16 protein-coding genes are annotated in these 24,499 nt (G+C 68.2%); 4 read left to right on the plus strand and 12 right to left on the minus strand.

Features of this window, described 5'->3' with window-relative positions:
• Positions 1-10 precede the first annotated feature (10 nt).
• The 12 genes from ACXJJ9_RS09680 to ACXJJ9_RS09735 all read right to left on the minus strand — a co-directional run bounded on the left by ACXJJ9_RS09680 (position 11) and on the right by ACXJJ9_RS09735 (position 17,510).
• Complete coding sequence (locus ACXJJ9_RS09680) at positions 11-1,594, minus strand: phytoene desaturase family protein (protein WP_457096982.1); 1,584 nt, start codon at positions 1,592-1,594, stop codon at positions 11-13.
• A 137-nt stretch (positions 1,595-1,731) separates the two neighbouring features.
• On the minus strand, positions 1,732-2,928 hold the full coding sequence (locus ACXJJ9_RS09685) for an aminomethyltransferase family protein (RefSeq protein ID WP_457096983.1): 1,197 nt from the start codon (positions 2,926-2,928) through the stop codon (positions 1,732-1,734).
• A 48-nt stretch (positions 2,929-2,976) separates the two neighbouring features.
• The gene (locus ACXJJ9_RS09690; RefSeq protein WP_457096984.1) at positions 2,977-4,311 is read right to left on the minus strand and encodes an amino acid permease; all 1,335 of its coding nucleotides are present in this window, start codon (positions 4,309-4,311) and stop codon (positions 2,977-2,979) included.
• Between the two features lie 47 nt (positions 4,312-4,358).
• Entirely contained in the window at positions 4,359-5,744 is a 1,386-nt protein-coding gene (locus ACXJJ9_RS09695) for a Xaa-Pro dipeptidase (RefSeq protein WP_457096985.1), read from the minus strand.
• Entirely contained in the window at positions 5,741-6,937 is a 1,197-nt protein-coding gene (locus ACXJJ9_RS09700; RefSeq protein ID WP_457096986.1) for a DmpA family aminopeptidase, read from the minus strand. The genes ACXJJ9_RS09695 and ACXJJ9_RS09700 overlap by 4 nt, the downstream gene beginning before the upstream one ends.
• Positions 6,937-8,985 (minus strand): S9 family peptidase, encoded by a 2,049-nt coding sequence (locus tag ACXJJ9_RS09705; protein ID WP_457096987.1) that lies wholly within the window; start codon positions 8,983-8,985, stop codon positions 6,937-6,939. Before ACXJJ9_RS09705 ends, ACXJJ9_RS09700 begins: the two co-directional genes overlap by 1 nt.
• A 17-nt stretch (positions 8,986-9,002) precedes the next feature.
• Positions 9,003-11,582: a CehA/McbA family metallohydrolase gene (locus tag ACXJJ9_RS09710; RefSeq protein ID WP_457096988.1), complete on the minus strand. Its 2,580-nt coding sequence runs from the start codon at positions 11,580-11,582 to the stop codon at positions 9,003-9,005.
• The gene (locus tag ACXJJ9_RS09715) at positions 11,582-12,910 is read right to left on the minus strand and encodes an acetyl ornithine aminotransferase family protein (protein ID WP_457096989.1); all 1,329 of its coding nucleotides are present in this window, start codon (positions 12,908-12,910) and stop codon (positions 11,582-11,584) included. Before ACXJJ9_RS09715 ends, ACXJJ9_RS09710 begins: the two co-directional genes overlap by 1 nt.
• Before the next feature lie 14 nt (positions 12,911-12,924).
• Positions 12,925-13,719, minus strand: coding sequence for a CoA-transferase subunit beta (locus ACXJJ9_RS09720; protein WP_457096990.1), 795 nt, complete (start codon positions 13,717-13,719; stop codon positions 12,925-12,927).
• Positions 13,716-14,564, minus strand: coding sequence for a CoA transferase subunit A (locus ACXJJ9_RS09725; protein ID WP_457096991.1), 849 nt, complete (start codon positions 14,562-14,564; stop codon positions 13,716-13,718). Before ACXJJ9_RS09725 ends, ACXJJ9_RS09720 begins: the two co-directional genes overlap by 4 nt.
• A 9-nt stretch (positions 14,565-14,573) precedes the next feature.
• Positions 14,574-16,142: an aldehyde dehydrogenase family protein gene (locus tag ACXJJ9_RS09730; RefSeq protein WP_457096992.1), complete on the minus strand. Its 1,569-nt coding sequence runs from the start codon at positions 16,140-16,142 to the stop codon at positions 14,574-14,576.
• A 51-nt stretch (positions 16,143-16,193) separates the two neighbouring features.
• On the minus strand, positions 16,194-17,510 hold the full coding sequence (locus tag ACXJJ9_RS09735) for an aminotransferase family protein (RefSeq protein WP_457096993.1): 1,317 nt from the start codon (positions 17,508-17,510) through the stop codon (positions 16,194-16,196).
• 186 nt (positions 17,511-17,696) lie between these two features.
• Between ACXJJ9_RS09735 and ACXJJ9_RS09740 the strand changes: the two genes are divergently transcribed.
• From ACXJJ9_RS09740 to ACXJJ9_RS09755, 4 genes are all read left to right on the plus strand, one after another.
• A complete protein-coding gene (locus ACXJJ9_RS09740) occupies positions 17,697-18,512 on the plus strand; it encodes an IclR family transcriptional regulator domain-containing protein (RefSeq protein ID WP_457096994.1) in 816 nt (271 codons plus the stop codon).
• Positions 18,509-19,696, plus strand: a complete 1,188-nt coding sequence (gene pcaF / locus ACXJJ9_RS09745) for a 3-oxoadipyl-CoA thiolase (RefSeq protein ID WP_457096995.1) — start codon at positions 18,509-18,511, stop codon at positions 19,694-19,696. The genes ACXJJ9_RS09740 and pcaF overlap by 4 nt, the downstream gene beginning before the upstream one ends.
• A 123-nt stretch (positions 19,697-19,819) precedes the next feature.
• The gene (locus ACXJJ9_RS09750; RefSeq protein ID WP_457096996.1) at positions 19,820-21,865 is read left to right on the plus strand and encodes a sulfotransferase; all 2,046 of its coding nucleotides are present in this window, start codon (positions 19,820-19,822) and stop codon (positions 21,863-21,865) included.
• A 47-nt stretch (positions 21,866-21,912) separates the two neighbouring features.
• The gene (locus ACXJJ9_RS09755) at positions 21,913-24,492 is read left to right on the plus strand and encodes a TonB-dependent receptor (protein ID WP_457096997.1); all 2,580 of its coding nucleotides are present in this window, start codon (positions 21,913-21,915) and stop codon (positions 24,490-24,492) included.
• The last annotated feature ends 7 nt before the right edge of the window (positions 24,493-24,499 follow it).

Consider the following 24,499-nt stretch of genomic DNA (forward strand, 5'->3'; position numbering starts at 1 on the left):
ATCCTGGCACTCACTTCCAGTCCTTCAACACTTCCTGCGCGGCCATCTTGCCGGCCGCCCCCATCACGCCACCGCCCGGATGCGCGCCGGACGCGCCGAAGTAGTAACCCGGCAACGGCGTGCGGAAATCGGCCCACTGCGGCGCGGGGCGCAGGAAGAACAATTGGTGCAGCAACAGTTCGCCGTGGAAGATGTTGCCGCCGGTGATGCCGGCGATGTTCTCGATGTCCTTCGGCGTGATGACCTGCTTGCCGACGATGGCGCGGCGGATGTTCGGCGCGTAACGCTCGATCGTGGAGATCACGGTTTCACCAAACGCGTCGCGCTTGGCGTCGTCCCAGCCGCCCTCGATGTCGTAGGGCGCGTACTGCACGAAGCACGACATCACGTGGTGGCCCGGCGGCGCCATGTCGCGGTCGATCATCGAGGGGATGATCATGTCGATATAGGGATTCTTCGCGAACTGGCCGTACTTGGCCTCGTCGTAGGCGCGTTCGATGTATTCCATGCTCGGGCTGACCGAGATCGCACCACGGTGCAGCGGGCCTTCGCCCGGCAGGCAGGTGAAGTCGGGCAGTTCGCTCAGCGCGAGGTTGACCTTGCCCGACGAACCGCGCACGCGGAAGTTCTTGATCTGCTGGACGAACTCGTCGGGAAGGTGCTGCTTCTCGACGAACTGCAGGAAGCTGCGCTTGGGGTCGGCGGCGGAGATCACCACCTTGGCCTGCAACTCGTCGCCGTTGGCGAGCGCGACGCCGGCCGCGCGGCCGCCCTTGACGATCACCTGCTGCACTGACGCATTGGTGCGGATGTCCACGCCCAGCGCGCGCGCCGAGCTGGCGATCGCCTGGGTCACGCCGCCGTTGCCGTTCTTGCAGAAGCCCCATGCACGGAAGGCGCCGTCGATCTCGCCCATGTAGTGGTGCAGCAGCACGTAGGCGGTGCCGGGCGAATTCGGGCCGAGGAAAGTGCCGATGATGCCGCTGGCCGACTTGGTGCCTTTGAGCGGATCGAACTCGAACCAGTCGTTGAGCAGGTCGGCTGCCGACTGCGTCAGCAGCTTGGCGATCTGGTAGAGCTCCTTCTCGCTCAGGCTCTTGCCGTACTGGCCGAGCTTGAGCAGGCCCTTCATGTCGCGCAGGCTCAGCGACGAAGGATCCGGCGGTACCAGGCCGATGATCGGCTTGATCGCCTTGGCGGCGCGCGCCATCACGCGGCCGTACTCGTCGGAGGCCTCGGCGTCGCGCGGCGAATGCCGGTACAGCTCCTGGCGCGTCAGGTCGTGGTCGTCCCACGCGGCGAGGTAGTCGCCGTTGTCCATCGGCGTGACCGTGCTCGGCAAGGGCAGGATCTTCAGGCCATGCCGCGGCAGTTCGAGGTCGCGGATGATCTCCGGCCGCAGCAGGCTGACCACGTAGGAGAACTGGCTGAAGCGGTAGCCGGGGAACGGCTCGGCGGTCACGGCCGCGCCGCCGACCACCTCGCGGCGTTCGAGCACGGCCACCCTCTTGCCCGCGCGCGCCAGGTAGGCGCCGGCGATCAGGCCGTTGTGGCCGGCGCCGATGACGATGGCGTCGTATTGGTTGTTGGTCATGGTTGTCTTGATTTCGCTTTTGTCGTCATCCCGGCGAATGCCGGGAACTTGCTTTTTTTCAACAAGGGTGAAGTCAAAGGCTGGATCCCGGCGTTCGCCGGGATGACGAAGCCGTTGCCTTCAACTCGCGCAGCGGACTACTTCTTCTTCCATTCCGGCTCGTAGAACGGCAGCTTCACGACCTTGCCCTGCGCATGCAGGCGCTTGTGCTCGACCGTCACTTCCATGCTCAGCGCGGTGCCCGGCTCGTAGTACGGACGCTGCAGGTGCACCAGCGCGATGTATTTCTTCAGCACCGGCGACCACGTGCTGGTGGAGGCATAGCCGACCTGCTTGCCGCCCTGCCACATCGGCAGGCTGCCACGCACCGCCATGCCGGGAATCTGCGGCGGCAGGCCGACGGCGGCGAACAGTTTCTCCATCGCTTCCCAGTCGACCTCGAAGCCCATCAGCTTCCACGCCGAGCCTTCCTGCTTCTCGCGCTCCAGCGCGCGGCGGCCGACGAAGTAGCCGGGCTTGTCCAGCTGCACCGCCCAGTCCAGGCCCATCTCCAGCGGCGTGGATTTCTGCCCCTCGATCCAGGCGTGGTTGGCCGCGGTGTAATCGACGTCGATCATGAAAAGACCGGCTTCGACGCGCGCCATGTCCATCGCCAGGATGCCGCACGGGACGATGCCGTAATCGTGGCCCGCCGCCATCAGCGCGTCCCACACGTGCAGCGCATCGGCGACGTCGATCCAGATCTCGTAGCCGAGGTCGCCGGTGTAGCCGGTGCGCGAGATCGTCACCGGCTTGCCCGCGAGCGTGTTGGGCATGACGCGGAAGTACTTGAGCTTGTCGAGCGACTTGCCGCAGACCTTGTTGAGGACGGTGCGCGACTTCGGCCCCTGCAGGCTCAGCGCGGCGACCTGCTCGGTGACCTCGGTGATCGTCACGTCCATGCCGACCGCGTTCATCGACAGCCAGCGCAGCGACGGTTCGGCGGAAGTCAGCCGGAACAGGTTCTCGCCCAGGCGCGACACCGTGCCGTCGTCGAGCATCTTGCCGTCCTCGTCGCACCAGCCGGTGTAGCCGACCTGGCCGACGGCCATCTTGTGCACGTCGCGCGGCGTCAGCTTGTGCAGCAGGCGTGCCGCGTCGGGGCCCTCGATCATGTACTTCATCAGCGGCGACACATCGATCATCGCCACGGCATCGCGGATCGCCCAGTACTCGCGGTCCAGGTGCAGGTCGTAGGAACCGGCGACGATGTGGCCGGCCCAGCGCCGCCAGTTCTGCGGCAGGCACAGGCGCGATGTGCGCTCGTGGAAAGGCGTGCGTTTGAGTTGCAGCATGGCGATCGGAATAACTCGAAGAGGGTCAGGCGGATTGCAGGCGGCGGATCAGGGCCCGGACGGTGACGCCAGTGGCGTGSCGCGCACGGCGCGGCGCATCAGCACGTACACCGGCAGGCCGGCCGCGGCCAGCGCGAGCGCGTACACGAAGGGCTCGCGGCCCATGCCGATGAAGGCGAAGATCGCATACGCGGCGCCGGGGATGGCGAGGACCAGCAGGTCGCTGTTGGCGGGTTTCTGGCGGCGACGCCACATCACCATCAGGGCGAGCGCGCAGAACAGGTACAGCGGCAGGTTGGCGGCCGTCACCACGGTGGTCAGCAGGGTGAAACCTTCCACCAGCGTCCGGCTGTAGCTCATCAGCACCATCACGCTGGCCAGCATCCCGGTAACCAGCAGCGGCACCGCCGGCGCCCCGTGGCGGTTGTTGCGGGTGAGGATCGCGGGCAGCACGCCATTGACGGCCATGGTGCGGGTCAGCTCGCCGACCAGCAGGGTCCAGCCGTTCAACGCACCCAAGCCGCTGATCACCACGAACAGGGCGAGCCAGCGGCCATTGCCCTGGCCCAGGTACTGGTCGAGCAGCGCCGCGAAGGGCGCATTCGAGCGGCCCAGCTCGGCCTGCGGGATCAGCAGCAGCGGCACGGTGGACACGATGATGTAGATGACCGCCGTCAGCAGCGCACCGACGATGGTGGCGCGCGGAATGGTGCGGCCGGGGTTCTCCACGCGGCCCGCCGGCACGGTGGCCGACTCCAGCCCGAGCATGGCGAACAAGGCGATCGTCGATGCGGCCATCAACTGGTTCAGGCTCACCGGCGTCGTCGGCAGGTGCCGGGTATAGGCCGCCGGCTCGCTGATCAGCAGCCACGCGCCCAGGCCGGCGACCATCAGCATCGGCAGCAGCTTGAGCGCCGTGGTGACAATCTGGACCCGCCCGCCCGTGCGCACGCCGAACAGGTTGATGATCACGAACAGCCACACCAGTGCGAGCGCGAGCAACGCGGGCCGGATGCCGGCGAGCGCGGGAAACACCGCATCGACATAGCCGACCACGCCGGTGGCGATCGCCGCATTGGTGATCCACAACGAGACCCAGTAGCACCAGATCGCGATGAAAGCCGGGATGTCGCCGAGGGTGCTGCGAATGTAGCCGTAGGGGCCATCGGCATTGGGCATGTCGCGCGCCAGCCGCGCGAACACACGCGCCATCGCCATGCAGCCCACCACGGTGATGACCCAGCCGATCAGGGCGTTGAATCCGAACGGCGCCAGCGAGGCCGGCAACAGGAAGATGCCGATGCCGATGGTGTTGCCCACCACCAGCGCGGTGCACATCCAGAACCCGAGCTTGCGCTCCTGCTTGTCGCTAACCGATTGCATCAACTGCTCTCCCGTGGCTCCAACCCCGTGAATGGCGCGCGCCACGGTCAGAGGCCGCCATCATGGCAGTTCACCGGGCCGGCGGCGCATACCAGCGTTCCGCTCTTGATGACCGCCTGTACTCGGCGCAGCACCTCGATGTCGGCCAGCGGATCGCCCTCCACCGCGATCAGGTCGGCGGCCTTGCCGGCGGCGACGCTCCCGAGTTCAGCTTCGTGGCCCAGCGAGCGCGCGGCGTTGATCGTCGCCGCCTGGATCGCCTGCATCGGCGTCAGGCCGTAGCGCACCATGTAGGCGAACTGGCGCGCATTGTCGCCGTGCGGGTACACGCCGCTGTCGGTGCCAAATCCGATGTTGACCCCCGCCTTGACCGCCTTGCGGAAACCCTGGCGCTGGACGTCGGTGGTCTCCAGGTTCTTGCGCAGCTTTTCCGCCGACCAGCCTTCCTGCCGGCCGACGGTGTCGATGTAGTCGCCGTTGTAGATGTCGGCCACCAGCCAGGTGCCGTGCTGCTTCATCAGCTTGATGCCTTCGTCGTCGAGATAGGACCCGTGCTCGATCGAGCGCACGCCCGCGCGCACCGCGCGCTTGATGCCTTCGGCGCCGTGCGCGTGGGCGGCGACGAAACTGCCGCGCTTGGCCGCTTCCTCCACCGCGGCGCGGATCTGCGCTTCGGTGTATTCGGATTCGCCCGGCTCCGTGCCGTCGGTCAGCACGGCGCCTGTGGCGATCACCTTGATGAAGTCGGCGCCGTGGTCGAACAGATAGTTGACCTTCTGCCGCACTTCCTGCTCCGAATCGGCGACACCCAGGCGGAACTCGTTCGGCACCACCGTGCCCTTGGGCAGGCCGGTGATCTCGCCCCCGCCGCCGGTGATGGTGATGTACGCACCCGCCACGAACATGCGCGGCCCCGGGATGGACCCGGCATTGATCGCATCGCGCAGGGCTACGTCGGCAAGCCCCCGGTAGACGCCGACGTCGCGCACCGTGGTGAAGCCGGCACGCAAGGTATCGCGCGCGTTCTTCGCGCCGATGAACGCGTCGCGCACCGGCGTGCTTTTCAGTGGCGCACCCGGATCGGCTTCCTGGCCCTCGTCGGCGATGTGCGTGTGCAGGTCCATCAGCCCGGGCAGCACGGTGTAGCGCGACCAGTCGAGCACCTTCGCATCGCCGACGCTGGCGTTGGCGTACGGCTCGACGCGGGTGATGCGCTCGCCTTCGATGCGGATCGCCTGGTCGGCGAGCACCTTGCCGTGGTCGACGTCGACCAGCTTGCCGGCACGGATGACGACGACGTCCGGCTTCGTGGCGGCCGAAGCCATCGAGGATCCGGCGGCCAGTGCCATGGCCAGTGCGGAAGCGAGCAGCGCGGGAATCCGGATCATGTCGTGTCGTGGTTCCGTATGGATGATGTTGCGTATGCGGCTCATCGCCGCGGCTGGTAGCGACCGTAACGCTTGAGCAGGCGTATCAGCTCGTCGTGCGGCAAGGCCTTGGCGTAGTGCCCGCCTTCTCCGGTCATGTCGCGCGCGGCGACCATGGCGTTGACGATGGCTTCCTCGGTGGCCTGCACGGTCGCCTCGAACAGCGCGTCGAGGTGGTCGTTGCCGACGAACTGCGCCTGGTTGAGCGGCGCGCCGGCGGCGGCTTCGGTATTCGCGGTGGAGAACGCCACGAACAGGTCACCCGAACCGTTGCCGGCGTAGCTGCCCATCCTCGCCAGGCCCATGCCGGCGCGCTTGGCGATGCGCTTGAGCTGGTGCGGCAACAGCGGCGCATCGGTGGCGATCACCACGATGATCGAACCGGTGTCCGCATTGGGCACGGCGCCACCCGCGCTGGCGAGCGCCGGGTCGGTATAGACGCGGTCGTTGCGCAGGTGTTGCCCCACCGGCACGCCGGCGATGCGCAATGGATCGCGCACGCCGTAGTTGGCCTGCACCAGCGCGCCGACGGTGTAGTCGTGACCATCGCCGGTAACACGACGCGACGCCGTGCCGATGCCGCATTTGAATTCGTGGCAGATCATGCCGGTGCCGCCGCCGACGTTGCCCTCGGCCACCGGCCCGCCGCTGGCGTCGCGGAGCGCCTGCGCGGCGTGTTCGGGCTTCACGTGGAAACCGTTGATGTCGTTGAGATGCCCGTCCCAGGTCTCCGCGACGACCGGCAGCGACCACCAGTAGCCGCTGGCATCGGCGCCACCGGCCTTGATGCGCGTGGCGATCACCGCGTCGCGGACCACGCCGACGCTGTGCGTGTTGGTGAGCATCACCGGGCCTTCGAGCTGGCCGGACTCCTCCAGCCACGCGGTGCCGGTCATCTCGCCGTTGCCGTTGAGCGCGAACCAGCCGCCGAACACCGGGGTGTCGAAGCTGGCCTGGCCGCGAGGCAGGATCGCGGTGACGCCGGTGCGCACCTTGTGGCCGTCGCTGCGGTCTTCGATCAGCGTGACCTGGCCGACCGTGATGCCGGCGACATCGGTGATCGCGTTGAGTGCGCCGGGCGTGCCCTCGAACGGCACGCCGAGGTCGCGCGCACGCGGCTCGCCGGCCTGCACGGCACCGGCGGCGCATGCGGCCGCGAGCAGCAGCCCGCGCGCGGCAATGGCAACGGGCATCTTCATCACGGTGCCTCCTGCAGGAAACGCTGGTACCAGGCGAGGTTGCGCGCCATGCGATCGCGCAGGTAGCTCGGCACGGTCAGGCCATGGCTCTCGCCGGGATAGACCACCAGGCGCGTGGGCACGTTGCGCGAGCGCAGCGCCTGGTACATCTGCTCGGCGCCCAGGCAGGGGACGTTCACGTCCTCCCCGGCGCACTGGAACATCGTCGGCGTGGTGATGCGATCGGCATGCAGGAACGGGAAGCTGGCGCGGTCGTACACCTCGCGGTTCGCCCAGGGCGTGCCGAGTTCGAGCTCGTATTCGCGGATGTACTGGTCGTGGCCGTACATGCCGTACATGTTGGATGCGCCGGCACCGCTGATCGCCGCCTTGAAGCGCGTGTCGCTCGCGATCACCGCGTTGGTCAGGATCGCGCCGTAACTCCAGCCGCCCACGCCGAGCCGCTGCGGATCGGCGATGCCCAGCGCGACGGCATGCTCGACGCCATCCAGCACGTCGCGCACGTCGGCACTGCCCCAGTCGGCGTAGATCGCCTTGGCGAAATCGAAGCCGCGCCCGGAACTGCCGCGCGGATTGATCGCGAGCACGGCGAATCCTTGCGCCGCATACACCTGCCAGTCGGGCATGAATTCGTGGCTGAACTGGTACACCGGCCCGCCGTGCAGGCGCACGATGGTCGGATAGCGCCGGCCCGGCGTGTAACCGTGCGGCTTGACCAGCAGGCCTTCGATCTCGTCGCCGTCGCGATTGCGGAAGCGGATCGTCTCGACCGCGGCCAGCGCGCGCGCGGCGAGGAATTCGTTGTGGTCGGCGAGCACGCGCAGCCCATCGGCTTCGACCGCGGAGATCCGGTAGGGATGCAGGTCGCCATCGCCGAGCACGACCACGCGGTCGTTGCGCGACACCGCGAGGTCGTAATCGAAGCGGTCGCCATGGGTGAGTTCGGTGACCTGGCCGTTGTCGAGTTCGACGCGTGACAGGTGTGTCACGCCGCTTTGTTCGACCAGCACGAAGACGCTGCGGCCATCGGCCGACCAGTGCGGCTTGGTGAAGCAGCGGTCGATCGGCGCCGGCACGGATTCATGGCCGCTGGCGACATCGACTACGGCCAGTTGCCACGGCGCGTAGTAGATCCACTTGTCTTCGCCACTGCGCAGGTAGGCGATGCGGGTACTGTCGGGGCTCCACGCGAGCCGGGTTTCCCAGTACGGATCGAGATCGGATCCGGGGAACTTGGTGAGCTGCCGCTCGCTCGCGCCGGCCTTCGGCTCCACCACGTAGATGTCGTAATTGAGGTGGCGGTCCGGATCGACGCCGCGCTTGGTGACGTAGGCGATCAGCTTCCCGTCCGGCGACCACGCCGGCAGGATTTCGTCGTGCGGGCCGGTGGTGATCTGCTCGGCCTTGCCGCTGGCGATGTCGACCACGTAGAGATGGGTACGCCGATCCCCGAGGTAACCGGTGCCGTCCTCCTTGAACTGGTAGCGCTCGGTGACGATGGGAGGCGGGTTCTTGGGTTTCGCCACGCCGGCCGGACGTTCCGGATCGCGCACGATCACCGCGATGCGCTTGCCGTCGGGTGACCACACGTAGTCGTCGACGCCACTGGGGAAGCGGGTGATCGGCCGCGCGGTGCCGCCCGCGGCGGGCATCAGCCAGACCTGGCTGATTTCGTCTTCTTCTTCGCCGCCGCCGCTCTTGCCGGGCTTGGCCTTGGCGGGTGGCGGTGCGTCCGACAGGAAGGCGATCGTCCTGCCATCCGGCGACCATAGCGGCCGCGACTCACTGTGCTTGGGCGTGCGCGTCAGTTGCACGCGCCCCGTGCCGTCGTAACCCACGCGCCACAGATCGGTCTGGGCGAGGTCTTCCTTCGCATTGACGGTGCTGACGCTGTACACCAGCGCCGTGCCATCGGCGGACAGGTCCGGCGCAGCGACATCGGCCAGCCGCGCCAGGTCATCGATGCCAAAAGGCGCGGGGGGCACTGGCGGCGCGGCCGCTGCGGACGCGGTCGCCAACAATGCGCAGACGCTGCCGGCTGCAGCCATGAGTCGCAATCGCAAGGTCATTTCCCCTCGGCCCGCCGCTGGTAGATCGCGCGGGCACCTTGCAGGTAGTCGAGCGTCGCGCGCTTCTCGGCGGCGTCGTTGTAGTCGTCGCGCGCGTCCGCGGCTTCGATCACGCGATCCAGCCAGGCGACGAAGTAGGCGGCGTCACCGCGTGCGTCGGGCGCGCCGTCGGAGCTGTCGAGCCAGACCGGGTTGGTGGTTGCGTACGGATACAGGTCGAGGGTCTGCGGATCCGCGCCGTCGTTCCAGGCGCGCAGCAGCATCCAGCCGCCCTGCGTCACCACGAGGTCGCCTTCGGCATCGAGGCGGTGGCGATTGTTCGTCGGTTCGCCCGTCAGATCGAAGCGCTTCACCACCTGGCCGTTGTGCACCAGCTCCAGGTGATCGACCGCCACCGGCGATCGCAGCGCGACGCGGTAGTGCAGCTTGCCCGTGGCATCCACCCGGAGTGTGGCACCGGGCTTCTGACCGTCGAGCAGCAGGCCGAGCAGCGGCCCGTTGCTGACGAAGCCACGGCCGGCCTTGAGCGCGTCGAGCATGACCGCCTCATCGAGACGCCCGCCGGTGTCGAGGAACACCCGGTTCATGCCGACCGGACCGCGCAGCGAGGCGTAGTTCGCCATCGCATCGGTGCCAGCGCCGGCGGGCAGATGGAAGCCGAGGTTGAGCAGGCGATACCAGACCGTGGCCGTGGCCTGGTGGTCGGCGAAACCGACGACTTCGATGTAGTCGACCTTGCCCTGCGCGACATCGGCGGGCAGTTGGTGGCTGAGCACCGGATCCCTGGCGGGGTCGGGCACGGTGTCGAACGGATGCACGTAGCCGACCACGCCCTGCTGCGCATGCGCGAGGTCGGCGATCACGCCGTTGTGCGGATACGGGCTGGCCATCGCGGTGTGGCGATACGCCGAGAAGTCCGGGGTCAGGTAGTGGTCGCGCAGGTGGAGCAGGCCGAGGTGGCCCCAGAAGCTGGTGTGGTACTCCTGCGCGTGGGCGATGCGCGGCCGGTCGGGATCGTCGCTGGTGCGCGTGCCGAAGTAGGCGATGTCGGGAATGCGCTCTTCCTTGTTGACGATCAGGTTCTCGACGACGTCGAGGTCCTCTGCCTGCGCCTGGCGCGCGAGCTGCGCGGGGGCATTGCGGTAGTGCCCGCCGTAGTTCATGTGCACATGCAGGTCGGCGCTGATCCAGTCGCCGAATTCGCGCGGCAGCGGCTGCGCTTCGAGCATTACCCGCACCGGCGTGCTGTTGTGCTCGGCCAGTTTCAGGCGCTTGCGCCAAAGCGCGCGGGCGAAGCCGTGCTGGACGGTGACATCGGTAGCGCCTGCGGGCACGTCCAGCGTGCAGGGCGAGTCGCAGTGGAAGTAATGCGTCTCCGTCGCCTGCCCGGCCCGGTCGAAGCCGTCGTCGGCGTGCATCCACGCATCGGCGGACGCGTATGCGCGGGCGTCGCTGGCCAGCACCGAAACGCGGGCCGGAACGCGTTGGCCGGACTCGTTGAAGACATCGAGCGTGAGTTGCGTCGTCGGCTGCAGGGTGCGGCGGGTCTTTGCCTGCACCGGCTGGCTCGCGCCGCCGACGGTCTCCATCACCACCAGGGACGTGTTGCCGTCGGCGCCGGCATTGCCGATGTACGCGATGCGCTTGCCGTCGGGCGACCAGCGGGCGTTGCGGCGCTCGCTGTCGCCGAAGGTCAGCGGCAACGGCGCGGCGCCTTGCAGCGTGGTCAGCCACAGCTGCTGGGTCTGGCGTCCGTGGTAGCTGGAGAACAGCACGCGCTTGCCGTCCGGCGCGAGTTCCGGCCGTGCGCTCCAGCTGGTTTCCTCGGCGAGGACCTTGCGGCGCTGCGCGGGATCGTCCACGCGCACCGTCCACAGGTCACCACTGCCCCACGCGACTTCGGGGTTGCCGACGTACAGCAGCGCCTGGCTATCGGGCGACCACGACGGATTGATGGCGTGATCGAGAGGCGAGTAGTAGTAACGGTCGATCGTGCTTTTGCGTTCGCCCAGCAACGGCCGCGCATTGCGCAGGCCGTCGGCGCCGAGCTCCGCGACGAACAGGTTGAAATGGCCGGTGCCCTGCGTCGACACCCAGGCGATGCGCTTGCCATCCGGCGACAGCCGCGGCTCGACGTTGACGGCGCCACCATGCGTCAGCGCGCGCGTGCGGCCGTTGCCGAGGTCGAGCTGCCACAGTTCCATGCCGGTGCCGTCGTAACGCGTGAACACCACGCTGCGGCCATCGCGGGCGACATCGGGCTGGTAGTCGTACGCACCCTTCGAGTGGGTCAGTTCGATCGCCTCGTCGCTGCCGATGCGTTGCCGCCACAGCGAACCGCCCATGCTGTAGACCAGCGTCTCGCCGTCGGGCATGAAGCTGAGCGACGACGGCCCGGTGGTCAGCTGCGGCAGGTATAACTCGCGCCAGTAGTAGCTGTGCGGCAGGTCGACCTGCTTCAGCACCGGCTCGCGGCCGGCGGCGGCCACGCCGATCACGCCTGTCGCGCCGGTCAGCGCCAGCAGCAGGGTGGCGGCGAGGACCGCGTGGCGATCGCGCCTCCGGCGACTGCGCATCAGGACCCGCGTCCGGCGAGCGCTTCGTCGAGGCTGATGCGCAACAGGGCGATCGCCTCGTCGACTTCATCGCGCGACACGTTGAGCGGGGGCATGAAGCGCACCGTGCTCGCGCCGCAGGACAGCAACAGCAGGCCGTTGTGGAAGGCGCGGGTGACCACCGCGTCGCACAGGGCGCGCGCCGGAGTGCGTTCGCCATCGGCTTCGACCAGCTCCATGCCGATCATCAGGCCCTTGCCACGAACCTCGCCGATGCACGGGTAGTTGTTGGCGAGATCGACCAGCCGGTTCACGAAGTGCGCGCCGACGGTCGCGGCGTTGCCGAGCATCCCGGCTTCGACCAGGTCGATGGTCGCGTTGGCCGCCGCGCAGGTGATCGGATTGCCGCCGTAAGTGTTGCCGTGCGCACCGCGCTTCCACTGCGACATCAATCGCTTCTTCGCGACCATCGCACCGATCGGCAGGCCCGAGCCCATGCCCTTGGCGAGCGTCATGATGTCCGGCGCCACGCCCCAGTGCTGGCTCGCGAACATGCGCCCCGTGCGGCCGATCCCCGACTGCACTTCGTCGAAGATCAGCAGGATGCCGTGCTCGTCGCACAGCGCGCGCAGGCCGGCAAGGAAACCGTCGGGCGGGACCACATACCCGCCCTCGCCCTGGATCGGTTCGACCAGGATGGCCGCGACTTCCGACGCGGGCACGCTGCGCTCGAACAGCATGCGGATGTAGTCGAGCACCGCCACGCCCTGGTTGTCGCCGGCGAACAGCGGGCGATACGGATCCGGATATGGCACGTGCACCACGCCGGGCATCGTCGCGAAGAAGCCCTTCTGCTGCGTGTACTTGCTGGACGTGAAAGCCAGCGAGCCCATCGTGCGCCCGTGGAAGCCGCCGAGGAAGCCGATGAAGCGCGAGCGCCCGGTGACGTAGCGCGCGAGTTTGATCGCCGCTTCCACCGCCTCGGTGCCCGACTGGCACAGGAAGCTCATCGCCGGCTCGCCCATAGGCGCGATGCGCGCCAGGCGTTCGCCCAGGCCGGTCATCTGCTCGTGCCAGTAGTCGCTGGAAATGTGCAGGAACTTCTCCGCGGCGCCCTGCACCGCCGCGACCACCTGCGGGTGCGCGTGACCGGTGCTGCACACCGCGATGCCGGCGGCGAAGTCGAGGAAACGGTTGCCGTCGACGTCCCACACTTCCGTGCCGCGGCCGTGCGACATCACGAACGGATAGTCGCGCGGGTACGACGGCGAGATGACTTCGGCATCGCGTGCGATCAGCGCGCGCGCGTTCGGGCCGGGAAGCTCGGTGCGGATATGCGGTTCGGACATGGGTGGCGTCCTGGTCATCGTTCAAAGGAGGGCAGGACCACGGGTTGCGCGTGCGCCTGCCGGGTGCGCGCGTGGAGAGCGCGCAGGGTGTCGAGTTCATGCGCGGTCGGCGGTTCGACATGCGTCACCACGTCGGCCACCACCAGCGGCCAGCCGATCGCGGCGCGCGCGTCGTCGACCGTGACATCGGCGAACAACGCGCTCAGTTGGAGTTCGTCGGTGCGCGGATGCGGCGTGAGGATGCCGAAGTCGGTGATCACCGCGCGCGGACCGCCGCCACGCGCGGTGCCGCGGGTGCGCGCGCCCGCGCCTTCGCCGAAGCCGGCCGTGGTGCGGAAATCGAGGCGCTCGACGAAACTGCGCTTGCTCGCCTTCGCCATCACGAAGGTTTCGCGTGCATGCGCGGCGATCTCCGGCGCGCCGCCCGCTCCGGGCAGGCGCGTGGCAGGCGCGCCGTAGGGCCCGATCACGGTGCTGTTCAAGTTGCCGAAGCGGTCGATCTGCGCGGCGCCGAGGAAGCCGACATCGACGCGCCCGCCCTGCAGGTAATGCGCGAACACCTCCGGCAAGGGCACCACGAACGCCGCGGTCTCCGCGAGTTCGCCGTCGCCGATCGACAGTGGCAGCACGTCGGGCCGCGTGCCGATCGTGCCGGATTCGTAGATCAGCACGATGTCCGGTGCATGGGTGAGCCGCGCGAGATTGCAGGCCGCGCTCGGCAGGCCGATGCCGACGAAGCACACGCAGCGATCGCGCAACATGCGCGCCGCGGCAACCGTCATCCATTCATCGCGCGTCGCCGGCGTCATGCGGCTTTCCTGTCGAGGCTGGCGAGGAAGCCGGCATGGTCGGCGGTGTCCAGGACGTGTTCCTGCATCCAGGCGAGGAACCCCTCGCGCTGGCGCGCGATCGCGTCCCAGCGCTGGTAGAAGGCGTTGTCGCGCGTGTAGTGGCCATGCGCGTAGGACGGGTACGCCCCGCCCGGGCAATGCGCGATCGCCGCGACCACCCAGTGCGGCAGGACCACGCCGTTCATCGCCGGCGGCAGCGCATCGACGATCTCCTCGACCGTCACGACCAGCGTCTTCGCCGCCATCGCCGCCTCGCGCTGCGCGCCGACGATGCCGTGCAGTGCCACATTGCCGGCGCGATCGGCGCGTTGCGCGTGCAGGATGGTCACGTCGGGATTGATCGCCGGCACGGCCGCGAGGGTTTCGCCGGTGAACGGACAATCGACGCGGCGGATGCGCGGATTCACCTTGTCCAGATCGTTGTCGAGGTAGCCGCGCAGCAGGCCGAACGGCAGATGCGCCGCGCCGGCGCAGTAGGCCGCCGCCATGCCGGCATGGCTGTGCTCGTCCAGCTCCAGCGGTCGCGGCCAGCGCTGCTCCACCGCATCGCGCAGCCGGTGCAGCGAGCCCACGCCGGGATTGCCGCCCCACGAGAACGTTAGCCGGCGCGCGCAGCCCATGCCGATCATCTGGTCGTACACCAGGTCGGGTGTCATCCGGATCAGATGCAGGTCGCGCCGGTGCTGGCGGATGATTTCGTTGCCGGCCGCGAAGGGAATCAGATGAGTGAAGCCCTCCAGCGCCACGCTGGCGCCGTCGGCCACAAACTCACCGATCAGCTCGCGCACGGTCATCGCCTGCATCGTTGGCTCCTACTCCACCACGGTGCGCGACTGTTCGCGCAGGTACTGCTGCAGGTAGTAGAACGAGGCGATCGCCTTGCCGGTCGAGCCCGAACCCTTCCAGCCACCGAACGGCTGGTAACCGGGCCACGCGCCGGTGGTCGCGCCCTGCGGGCGGTTGGCGTAAGTGACGCCGGCTTCGATGTGCTCCTGGAACCACGTCACTTCGTCGGCGCTGCCGTAGAAGCCGGCGGTCAGGCCCATGTCGGTGTCGTTGGCCAGGCGCATCGCCTCGGTGCGGTCGCGGTAACGGTGCAGCATCACGATCGGCAGGAACATTTCCTGCTTCCACAACGGATGCGAGAGCGGCGCTTCGGCCAGCACCGGCTCGACGTAGTAGCCGCGGGCCAGGTCGCCTTCGCGCAGCTGGCTGCCGCCGCTCACAAGCTTCGCGCCGCCTGCCTTGAGCAGCGCGATGTACTGGGCGTAGTGGTCGTAGGCGCCGGTATTGACCACCGGTCCCAGCCAGTTCTCGCGTTCGCGGGCGTCGCCGATGCGGATGGCCGCGATCTTTTCCTGCACGCGCTCGATCAATTGGTTGGCGACGCTTTCGTGCACATATAGCCTGGACAGGGCCGAGCACTTCTGCCCGCCCATGCCGAAGGCCGAACGCACGATGCCGGCGGCGGCGCGCTCCAGATCGGCGTGCTCGGTGACGATGCACGGATTCTTGCCGCCCATCTCGGCGATGCACGGGCGCGGCCACGGCCCGGTGGCCATCTGCTGCAGCAGTTGCATGCCCACGCCGACCGAACCGGTGAAGGTGATGCCGGCGGTGAGTGGATGGCGCACCAGCGCATCGCCGACATCGCGACCGGAACCGGAGACGTAGTTGAAGACACCGGCGGGCAGACCGGCGTCGCGGATGCAGTCGGCGAGCAGGCGGCCCGACCACGGCGTGTCGCTGGCGGCCTTGCAGACCACCGTGTTGCCGGTCACCAGCGCCGCCGCAACCGGACCGCCGGCCAGTGCCAGCGGGAAATTGAACGGCGCGATCACCACCCAGACGCCATGCGGACGCATCACGCTGCGATTGCGCGAGACCATCCCCTCGAGCGGATCGTTCGGCAACGCATGCTCGTAACCCGCGTGCTGCTCGTAGTCGTCGGCGTAGTGGTGGAAGAAGTCCACCGTTTCCTGTGCTTCGCCCAGCGCCTCCATGCGGTTCTTGCCGACCTCCAGGGTCAGCGCCGCGGCGATGTCGTAGACGCGCTCCTCCATCAGGTCGCCGACCTTGCGCACAAGGCGCGCGCGTTCGGCCACCGGCAACGCCCGCCATGCCGGAAACGCGGCATGGGCGGCGGCCATTGCAGTGTCGACATCCTCGGCGGTGGCCAGGGCGAAGTCGCCGAGCACCAGCTCGCTGTCGATCGGGCTGCTGCGGCGCGCGTAGTCCGCGGCTTCGCAATCCTCGCCATCGATGAAGAGCTCGTGGCACTGGCCCAGTCCTTCGCTGACGCGGGCCATGGCCTCGTCGAAGCGCTGGTGCATCGCTTCGGGCGGATTGAACATGGTGGCGTAGGTCAGGCGAAAGCTCATGGCGGTGGGCTCGGGCAGTCGAATGGGTGGGAAGAAGCAGGCGGGAAAAAATCAGGCCGGAAAGAAGCGCGACAGCAGGCGATCGATCACGGCGAGCGCATCGGCCAGCTCGTCCTCGGCGATCACCAGCGGCGGCGCCAGCAGGATCAGGTTGCCGCGGATGGCCAGGCTCACGCCCTCGGCCATCGCGGCGTCGACCAGTGCGCGCAACGCCGGCGGGCTCTGCGGCCAGGGCGCGGGCATCGCGCGGGTCGCGCGGTCGGCGACCAGCTCGATCACCGCAAACAGGCCGTGGCCGCCGCGTACGTCGCCGATCACCGCGTGCCGTGCCTGCAGGCGTTGCAGCTGCGCCAGCAGCTCGACGCCCAGCCGGCGCGAGCGCGCGATCAGGTCGTCCTCGGCATAGGCCGCCAGTGCCGCGAGTCCGGCCGCGCACGCCAGCGGATGACCGCAGTAGGTCAGGCCGGTGTAGAGCATTTCGTGTTCGATCCGCGCGGCCACCTGCGCGCTCAGCACCACGGCGCCGAGCGGCAATGCGGCGCCGGTGAGTCCCTTGGCCAGGGTCATCAGGTCGGGGCGCCCGGCTTCGCCGTGGCGCTGCCAGGCGAACCATTCGCCGCAGCGGCCGAACGCGCTCATCACCTCGTCGGCGATCAGCAACACTTCGCGCTGCGCGGTATGCCGGCGCAGCGCGGGCCAATAGTTGTCCGGGGCGACGATGCCGTTGGTGCCGGCGTTGGGCTCCATGATCACGGCGGCGACGTGCTCGGGCCCGAGGCCATCGATGCCGTCGGCGACCGCCTGCGCGGCGCGCTCGCCGCACGTGTCCGCATCCGTGCTCCCGAAGGGGCAACGGTAGGCGTACGGCGGTGGCACGTGGTGGATGTTGAACGTCGCCGGATCCACCTGGTCGCGGGTGCGGCTGTCGCCGGACAGCGCCATCGCCATATGGCTGGCACCGTGGTACGAGCGGTCGCGCGCGATCACCGCGCCGCGCGGCCGGCGCGACGCCTGGCGCGCGATCTTCACCGCGTTCTCGTTGGCATCGGCGCCGCCGAGGGTGAAGTACACCCGCCCGCCCGCGAACCCCGACCGCTCCAGCAACGCCTGCGCCAGTTGCGCGCGCGGCTCCGCTCCCCACGCATTGGTGACGAAGCACAGACGTTCGGCTTGCGCGCGGATCGCCTCGACCAGGCGCGGATGCTGGTGCCCCAGGTTGCTGCACTCGGCGAGGCTGCTGAGGTCGAGGATCTCGCGGCCGTCGGCCAGATGCAGGCGCGCACCGCGTCCACCGACGACAGTCGGCGCGTCCCAGTCGGACTGGACCGACCAGCTGTGCAGCACGCAGTCGCGCTCGGCGATCTCCATCCGCTGTCCACCCTCCCCGGGCCACAGATTTGTGCGCTGTGCGCACGTATGTGCGTATTGCGCACCACTGTACGGAAGCTCTAATCTCGCCGTCAATCGGCCGCCACTGCCGGCAGGTCCAGTCGACAGGCTCGTTCGACAGGCTCGTTCGAGAGTTCATCGCAGGGAGCAGGGGAGCTACCCGGTATGGCACGGAAAACAGACGACTCGGACCAGTTCGAGCACAGCGGCGACTACGTGCAGTCGCTGGCTCGTGGGCTATCCGTGCTCGGGACGTTCGACCGCGACCACGCCCGCCTCAGCCTGGCCGACATCGCCAGCCGCACCGGCCTGTCCCGCGCCGCCGCGCGCCGGCTGGTGCTGACCCTGGTCCACCTGGGCTACGTGCGCCCGGCCGGCAAGGAGTTCGTGCTGGGCCCGCGCGTGCTGGAACTCGGCTTCGGCTACCTCGGCTCGCTCAACCTCACCGACCTCGCCCAGCCGCTGATGGAGGACCTGGCGCACCGTGTGCGGCAGAGTTGTTCCATGGCGGTGCTGGACGGGCAGTCGATCGTCTATGTCCAGCGCGTCCCCGGGCAGCGGGTGATGAGCGTGAACCTGGGCATCGGTGCGCGCCTGCCGGCGTTCTGTGCGTCGATGGGCCGGGTGCTGTTGTCCGGTCTGGACGAGGCCGACCTGGACACCTGGCTGGCGCAGTGCCGGCCATCCCGGCTGACCCCGCATACCGAAACCGACATTCACCGGCTGCGCCGCATCGTCGCCGACGTGCGCCGGCAGGGTTACGCCTACGTCGAACAGGAGCTCGAGATCGGGCTGTGTTCGATCGCGGTGCCCCTGCGCAACGCCGAGGGCCGCATCGCCACGGCGATCAACGTGAGCATGGCCTACCACCCCGATGCCGCGCGCCAGGCCATTGAATCCATCCTGCCGCAGCTGCTGCTGACGGCGGCGGCCATCGAGGGCTGCATCCCCGCCAACCGCCTGCCGGCGGTGTCGGCGTGAGCACGGGCGCACGCCCGGTCTATCTCTGCGATGGCGTGCGCACGCCCTTCGGCCGTTATCGCGGCGGCCTGGCCGGCGTCCGCACCGACGACCTGGCGGCGCTGCCGATCCGGCACCTGCTCGGCAACCATCCGCGCCTCGACCCGACCGCGGTGGACGAAGTCATCCTCGGCTGCGCCAACCAGGCCGGTGAGGACAACCGCAACGTCGCCCGCATGGCCGCGTTGCTGGCCGGGCTGCCGGTGCAGGTCCCCGGCGTCACCGTCAACCGGCTGTGCGCCTCGGGCCTGGAGGCGGTTGGCCAGGCGGCGCGCGCGATCGCGCTGGGCGACGCCGACCTGGTTGTCGCCGGCGGCGTCGAGAACATGTCGCGCGCACCGTACGTGCTCGGCAAGGCCGAGGCGCCGTTCGATCGCGCGCAGACCCTCGAGGACACTACGCTGGGCTGGCGCTTCGTCAATCCGGCGATGGCGGCCGCGCACGGCGTCGACTCGATGGCCCGGACCGCCGAAAACCTGGCCCATGACCATGCCATCGCGCGCGCCGACCAGGACGCGTTCGCATTACTTTCCCAGCAGCGCGTGGCCCGGGCCCGCGCGGCGGGCCGCTTCGACTGCGAGTTGATGGCGGTGGGCCCCTGCGTCGCCGACGAACAACCGCGCGCCGACACTTCGGCCGACAAGCTGGCCGGGCTGGAACCGCTGCTCGGTGCCGGCACCACCATCACCGCGGGCAATGCTTCGGGCCTCAACGATGGCGCCTGCGCGCTGTTGCTTGCCTCGGCCGACGCGGTCGCGCGCTGGGGCCTGGTGCCGGTGGCCCGCGTGCTCGGCATGGCGGCGGCGGGCGTGCCGCCGCGGACGATGGGGATCGGACCGGTGCCGGCGATCCAGCGCCTGCTCGCGCGCACCGGCCTGCGCCTGGCGGACTTCGGCACGATCGAAATCAACGAGGCGTTCGCCGCGCAGGTGCTGGCGGTGACGCGCAGCCTCGGCCTCGCCGACGACGAGCCGCGGGTGAATCCGAACGGCGGCGCGATCGCGCTGGGGCATCCGCTCGGCGCCAGTGGTGCCCGCCTGGCCCTGACCGCGATGCGGGAATTGCAGCACGGTCATCGACACGCACTGGTGGCGATGTGCGTCGGTGTCGGCCAGGGCGTGGCCCTCGCACTGGAGGCGTCATGAGCACCGCCGCGACCGTCGAGCCGACCATGGCCTGTGAACCTGCCGCCACATTCGGCATAGTCGGGCCGGGAACCTCCGGCTTGCACCACGCGCCGCAGCACTGACTACCGGGAATACAGACGCATGACTTCCGTGACCGAGGCGACCGCCTCGCTTGAAACCGCCCTCGCTCACGCCAGCCGCCTGCTCGAAACCGATCCCGCCCTCGCCGCCGCGCAGGCCACCGAGATCCTGCGCGTCGTCGGCAACCACCCGATGGCGACCCTGCTGCTGGGTGCCGCGCACAATGCGCGCGGCGATGCCGCGGGCGCGCTCTCGGTCCTGCAACCGCTGGCCGCGGCGCAGCCGAATTCGGCCCGCACCCAGCTCGAACTGGGCATTGCATTCGGGCGCCTGGGCCGCGGCGATGAAGCGCTCGCTGCGCTGCGCCGCGCCGTCGCCCTGAAACCCGACCTGCCCGCCGCGTGGCTCGCGCTCGGCGACCACCTCACCGCCACCGGCGACAACGCCGGCGCGGACGCCGCCTACACCCACCACGTCCGCTATTCGACCCGCGACCCGGCCCTGCTGGAGGCGGCCGCGGCGCTGGCCGACAACCGCATTCCCGAAGCCGAGCTGCTGCTGCGCGAGCACCTGAAGAAGGCGCCGACCGACGTCGCCGCGATCCGCATGTTCGCCGAGCTCGCCGCGCGACTGGGGCGCAACGACGAGGCCGAGAAACTGCTGGTGCGCTGCCTCGAGCTCGCGCCCGGCTTCCACGCGGCGCGGCAGAACTACGCGCTGATCCTGTATCGGGCCAACAAGCCCGAGCAGGCGCTGGTCGAGATCGAGCGCCTGCTGCGCGACGATGCAGGCAATCCCGGTTGCCACAACCTGAAGGCGGTGGTGCTGTGCCGCATCGGTGATTACGCCCAGGCCATCGACCTCTACGACGACCTGCTGAAGCGCTACCCGCGCAACCCGAAAGTCTGGATGAGCTTCGGCCATGCCCTCAAGACGGCCGGGCACACCGATCGCGCCATCGCCGCGTACCGGCAAAGCCTGGCGATGGATCCCGCGCTGGGCGAAGTGTGGTGGAGCCTCGCGAACCTCAAGACATTCCGTTTCACCGCCGACGACGTGACCGCGATGGAGCGGCAACTGGCGCGACCGGAACTGGCGGACGAGCATCGGCTGCACCTGGAATTCGCCTTGGGCAAGGCCAGGGAAGACGCGGCCGAGTACGAAGCGTCCTTCCGCCACTATGCCGCGGGCAACGCGATCCGCCGGACGCAGCTGCGCTACGACGCGGAGACCACCTCGGCGCGCGTGCGCCACATCAGGCACCTCTACAGCCGCGACTTCTTCGCGCAGCGCGAGGGCGGCGGCGACAGCGCGCGCGACCCGATCTTCATCGTCGGGCTGCCACGCTCGGGCTCGACCCTGCTGGAGCAGATCCTGTCGAGCCACAGCGAGGTCGAAGGCACGATGGAACTGCCGGAGATCATCTCGATCACCCGCAGCCTGCGCGCACGCGCGACGCAGGAGGAGGGCGCGGGCACGATGCCCTACCACGAGGCACTGGCGGCGCTCGATGCCGGCCAGTTGCGCGCACTCGGCGAGCAATACCTCGCCAATACGCGCATCCAGCGCAAGACCGGCGCGCCGTTGTTCATCGACAAGATGCCGAACAACTTCATGCACGTCGGACTGATCCAGCTGATCCTGCCCAACGCGAAGATCATCGATGCGCGCCGACATCCGCTGGCCTGCTGCTTCTCCGGCTTCAAGCAGCATTTCGCGCGCGGGCAGGCCTTCAGCTACGACCTCGGGGAAATCGGCCGCTACTACCGCGACTACGTGGAACTGATGGCGCACTTCGACGCCGTGCTTCCCGGCCGCATCCATCGCGTCATCTACGAGCAGATGGTCACCGACACCGAGGGCGAGGTACGGCGCCTGCTCGACTATTGCGGGCTTGCATTCGAGGAGCAGTGCCTGCGCTTCTTCGAGAACGATCGCCCGGTGCGGACCGCCAGTTCCGAACAGGTCCGCAAACCGATCTACAAGGAGGGCGTCGACCACTGGCGCCATTTCGAACATTGGCTCGGTCCGCTGAAAGACGCGCTCGGACCGGTGCTCGATTCGTATCCGGCAGTACCGGAGTTTGCTGCAGTCCATTCCGATTGAATCCGCAACCGAGTGTGAAATTCACAACCGAGGGGAGAGGGAGACCGATGCATCGTTCCAGAAGATCAGGCAAGACATCCGGCAGTCGCCGCGCATTGAGCAGGCTGCCGCTGGCCGCGGCGATCTGCTTCGCCGTCAGCACGGCGGCCTACGCGCAGGAGGCGGCTGCTCCGCAGGACGCGCAGGCGCCGCAGGCGCAGGCGACTCCGGCACCGGCTGCGCCAGCCCCGCAGAGGACCGCGACGCTGGAGGCCGTCACCGTTACCGCGCAGAAGCGCACCGAGAACCTGCAGAAGGTGCCGATCAGCCTGGAGGTCCTGGGCGAGGAGAAGTTGGACGAACTCAACGTCACGGACTTCGACGACTACGTCAAATTCCTTCCCAGCGTGTCCTACCAGACATTCGGCCCCGGCTTCGCCCAGATCTACATGCGCGGCGTGGCCAGCGGCGGCGACGGCAACCATTCCGGCTCCCTGCCGAGCGTGGGCGTCTACCTGGACGAGCAGCCGGTCACCACCATCCAGGGCCCGCTGGACCTCCACATCTATGACGTGGCCCGCGTGGAAGCCCTTTCCGGTCCGCAGGGCACGCTGTACGGCGCCAGCGCCCAGGCCGGTGCGCTGCGCGTCATCACCAACAAGCCCGATCCGAGCGGATTCGCCGCCGGTTACGCGCTTGAACTCAACAGCGTCAGCCATGGTGGCATCGGCCACGTGGAAGAGGGCTTCGTCAACATCCCCTTGACGGACACGGCAGCGATTCGCCTCGTCGGTTGGAACCAGCACGACGCCGGCTACATCGACAACAAGCCGGGCGACCGCCAGTTCCCGATCCGCATCGATGACGGCGGCACCCCGGCCGATCCCAGCGACGACGTCCCGGCCAGTTGGGGCGGCGTGCTGACCAATCGCAAGTGCACCTCCACGGCCCAACTCGTCTGCACCGGCCGGGCCGAAGACGATTACAACGACGTCGACACCACCGGTGCGCGCCTGGCATTGAAGGTGGACCTCAACGAGAACTGGTCCATCACGCCGACGCTCATGGGGCAGAACGCGGTTGCCAACGGCAACTTCGCCTTCGACGAGGAAGTCGGCGATCTCGCCCTGACCCACTTCTACAAGGAGCGCTCGGAAGACAACTGGTGGCAGGCCGCGCTCACCGTGCAGGGCAAGATCGGCAATTTCGATCTCACCTACGCCTACGCCCACCTCAAGCGCAACGACGATGTCGACTCCGACTACAACGACTACGGCTTCTGGTACGACACGCTGTATTCCTACAGCGCCTACAACGACAACGGCGACTTCATCAACCCGTCGCAGTACATCCAGGGCAAGGACCGGTACAAGAAGGACAGCCACGAACTGCGCCTGAGCTCTCCCAGCGAGGACCGCTTGCGCCTCACCGCCGGGCTGTTCTGGGAAACGCAGAAGCACGACATCCAGCAGCGCTACAAGATCGACGGTTTCGCTGATGCGTTTTCCATCCATGGCTGGCCCAACACCATCTGGCTCACCAAGCAGGAGCGCGAAGACCACGACGAAGCCATCTTCGGCGAGGTGTCGTACGACTTCATTCCCGACACGCTCATCGGCACGATCGGCGGGCGCTATTTCCGTTCGGACAACAGCCTGAAGGGCTTCTTCGGCTTCAGTGCGGGCTGGTCTCCGAACTCGAGCTATGGCGAAGCCGTGTGCGTCGCCCAGTTCGGGCCCGACCCCGCGAACTGGCCGTCATTCAATGGCGCGCCCTGCGAGGTGTTCGACAAGGAGGTCAAGGAAAGCGGCAATCTTGGCAAGGCGAACCTGACCTGGCAGATCACGCCCACCAAGATGATCTATGGCACCTGGTCCGAGGGCTACCGGCCCGGTGGCATCAACCGCCGCGGCACCCTGCCGCCGTATCTGTCCGATTACCTCACCAACTATGAGGTGGGCTGGAAAACCAGCTGGGGCGAAAACCGCCTGACCTTCAATGGCTCGTTGTTCCATCAGGAGTGGAAGGACTTCCAGTTCAGCATCCTCGGTGCCAACGGCCTCACGGAGATCAAGAACGCCAACCAGGCCAGCATCGACGGCCTGGAAATGGACGTGAACTGGGCGGCCACCTACAACCTGCAACTGGGTGCGGGCGCAGCGTTCTACGACGCCAAGCTGACGGAGAACTATTGCGGCTTCACCGATGACAATGGCAATCCGGTTACCGACTGCCCGGATCCTGAAGCGCCGGACGGCACACAACTGCCGGTCACGCCGAAGTTCAAGGGCAACCTGATCGCGCGCTACAACTTCAACATCGGCAGCTTCGACTCCTTCGTGCAGGGAGCCGTGGTCCATGTCGGTGATCGCAAGTCGGACCTGCGCCTGCTCGAGCGCGGCATCCTCGGTGACCTTCCTGCCTACACCACGGCGGACCTTTCCGCCGGCATCAGCAAGAACAGCTGGTCGCTGAGCGTGTACGTCAACAACGTGTTCGACGAACGCGCCCAGATCAACCGGTTCACGAACTGCGCCGAGACCGTCTGCGGTGCAGCCGGCGTCGTACCGGAATATCCCAACGGCCAGGTCTATACCGTCACCAACCAGCCGCGCACCTTCGGCGTGCGCTTCTCGCAGGAGTTCTGAAGCAAGA

This window comes from Lysobacter sp. P5_B9, from assembly GCF_054049835.1.

Excerpts from the sequence above, each read along its gene's own strand:
- ACXJJ9_RS09730 (WP_457096992.1), bottom strand. The coding sequence starts at position 16,142 with ATGAGCTTTCGCCTGACCTACGCCACCATGTTCAATCCGCCCGAAGCG.
- ACXJJ9_RS09700 (WP_457096986.1), bottom strand. The coding sequence starts at position 6,937 with ATGAAGATGCCCGTTGCCATTGCCGCGCGCGGGCTGCTGCTCGCGGCC.
- ACXJJ9_RS09715 (WP_457096989.1), bottom strand. The coding sequence starts at position 12,910 with ATGTCCGAACCGCATATCCGCACCGAGCTTCCCGGCCCGAACGCGCGC.
- ACXJJ9_RS09755 (WP_457096997.1), top strand. The coding sequence starts at position 21,913 with ATGCATCGTTCCAGAAGATCAGGCAAGACATCCGGCAGTCGCCGCGCA.
- ACXJJ9_RS09695 (WP_457096985.1), bottom strand. The coding sequence starts at position 5,744 with ATGAGCCGCATACGCAACATCATCCATACGGAACCACGACACGACATG.
- ACXJJ9_RS09705 (WP_457096987.1), bottom strand. The coding sequence starts at position 8,985 with ATGGCTGCAGCCGGCAGCGTCTGCGCATTGTTGGCGACCGCGTCCGCA.
- ACXJJ9_RS09735 (WP_457096993.1), bottom strand. The coding sequence starts at position 17,510 with ATGGAGATCGCCGAGCGCGACTGCGTGCTGCACAGCTGGTCGGTCCAG.
- ACXJJ9_RS09710 (WP_457096988.1), bottom strand. The coding sequence starts at position 11,582 with ATGCGCAGTCGCCGGAGGCGCGATCGCCACGCGGTCCTCGCCGCCACC.
- ACXJJ9_RS09750 (WP_457096996.1), top strand. The coding sequence starts at position 19,820 with ATGACTTCCGTGACCGAGGCGACCGCCTCGCTTGAAACCGCCCTCGCT.
- ACXJJ9_RS09680 (WP_457096982.1), bottom strand. The coding sequence starts at position 1,594 with ATGACCAACAACCAATACGACGCCATCGTCATCGGCGCCGGCCACAAC.
- ACXJJ9_RS09740 (WP_457096994.1), top strand. The coding sequence starts at position 17,697 with ATGGCACGGAAAACAGACGACTCGGACCAGTTCGAGCACAGCGGCGAC.
- ACXJJ9_RS09685 (WP_457096983.1), bottom strand. The coding sequence starts at position 2,928 with ATGCTGCAACTCAAACGCACGCCTTTCCACGAGCGCACATCGCGCCTG.
- ACXJJ9_RS09720 (WP_457096990.1), bottom strand. The coding sequence starts at position 13,719 with ATGACGCCGGCGACGCGCGATGAATGGATGACGGTTGCCGCGGCGCGC.
- ACXJJ9_RS09725 (WP_457096991.1), bottom strand. The coding sequence starts at position 14,564 with ATGCAGGCGATGACCGTGCGCGAGCTGATCGGTGAGTTTGTGGCCGAC.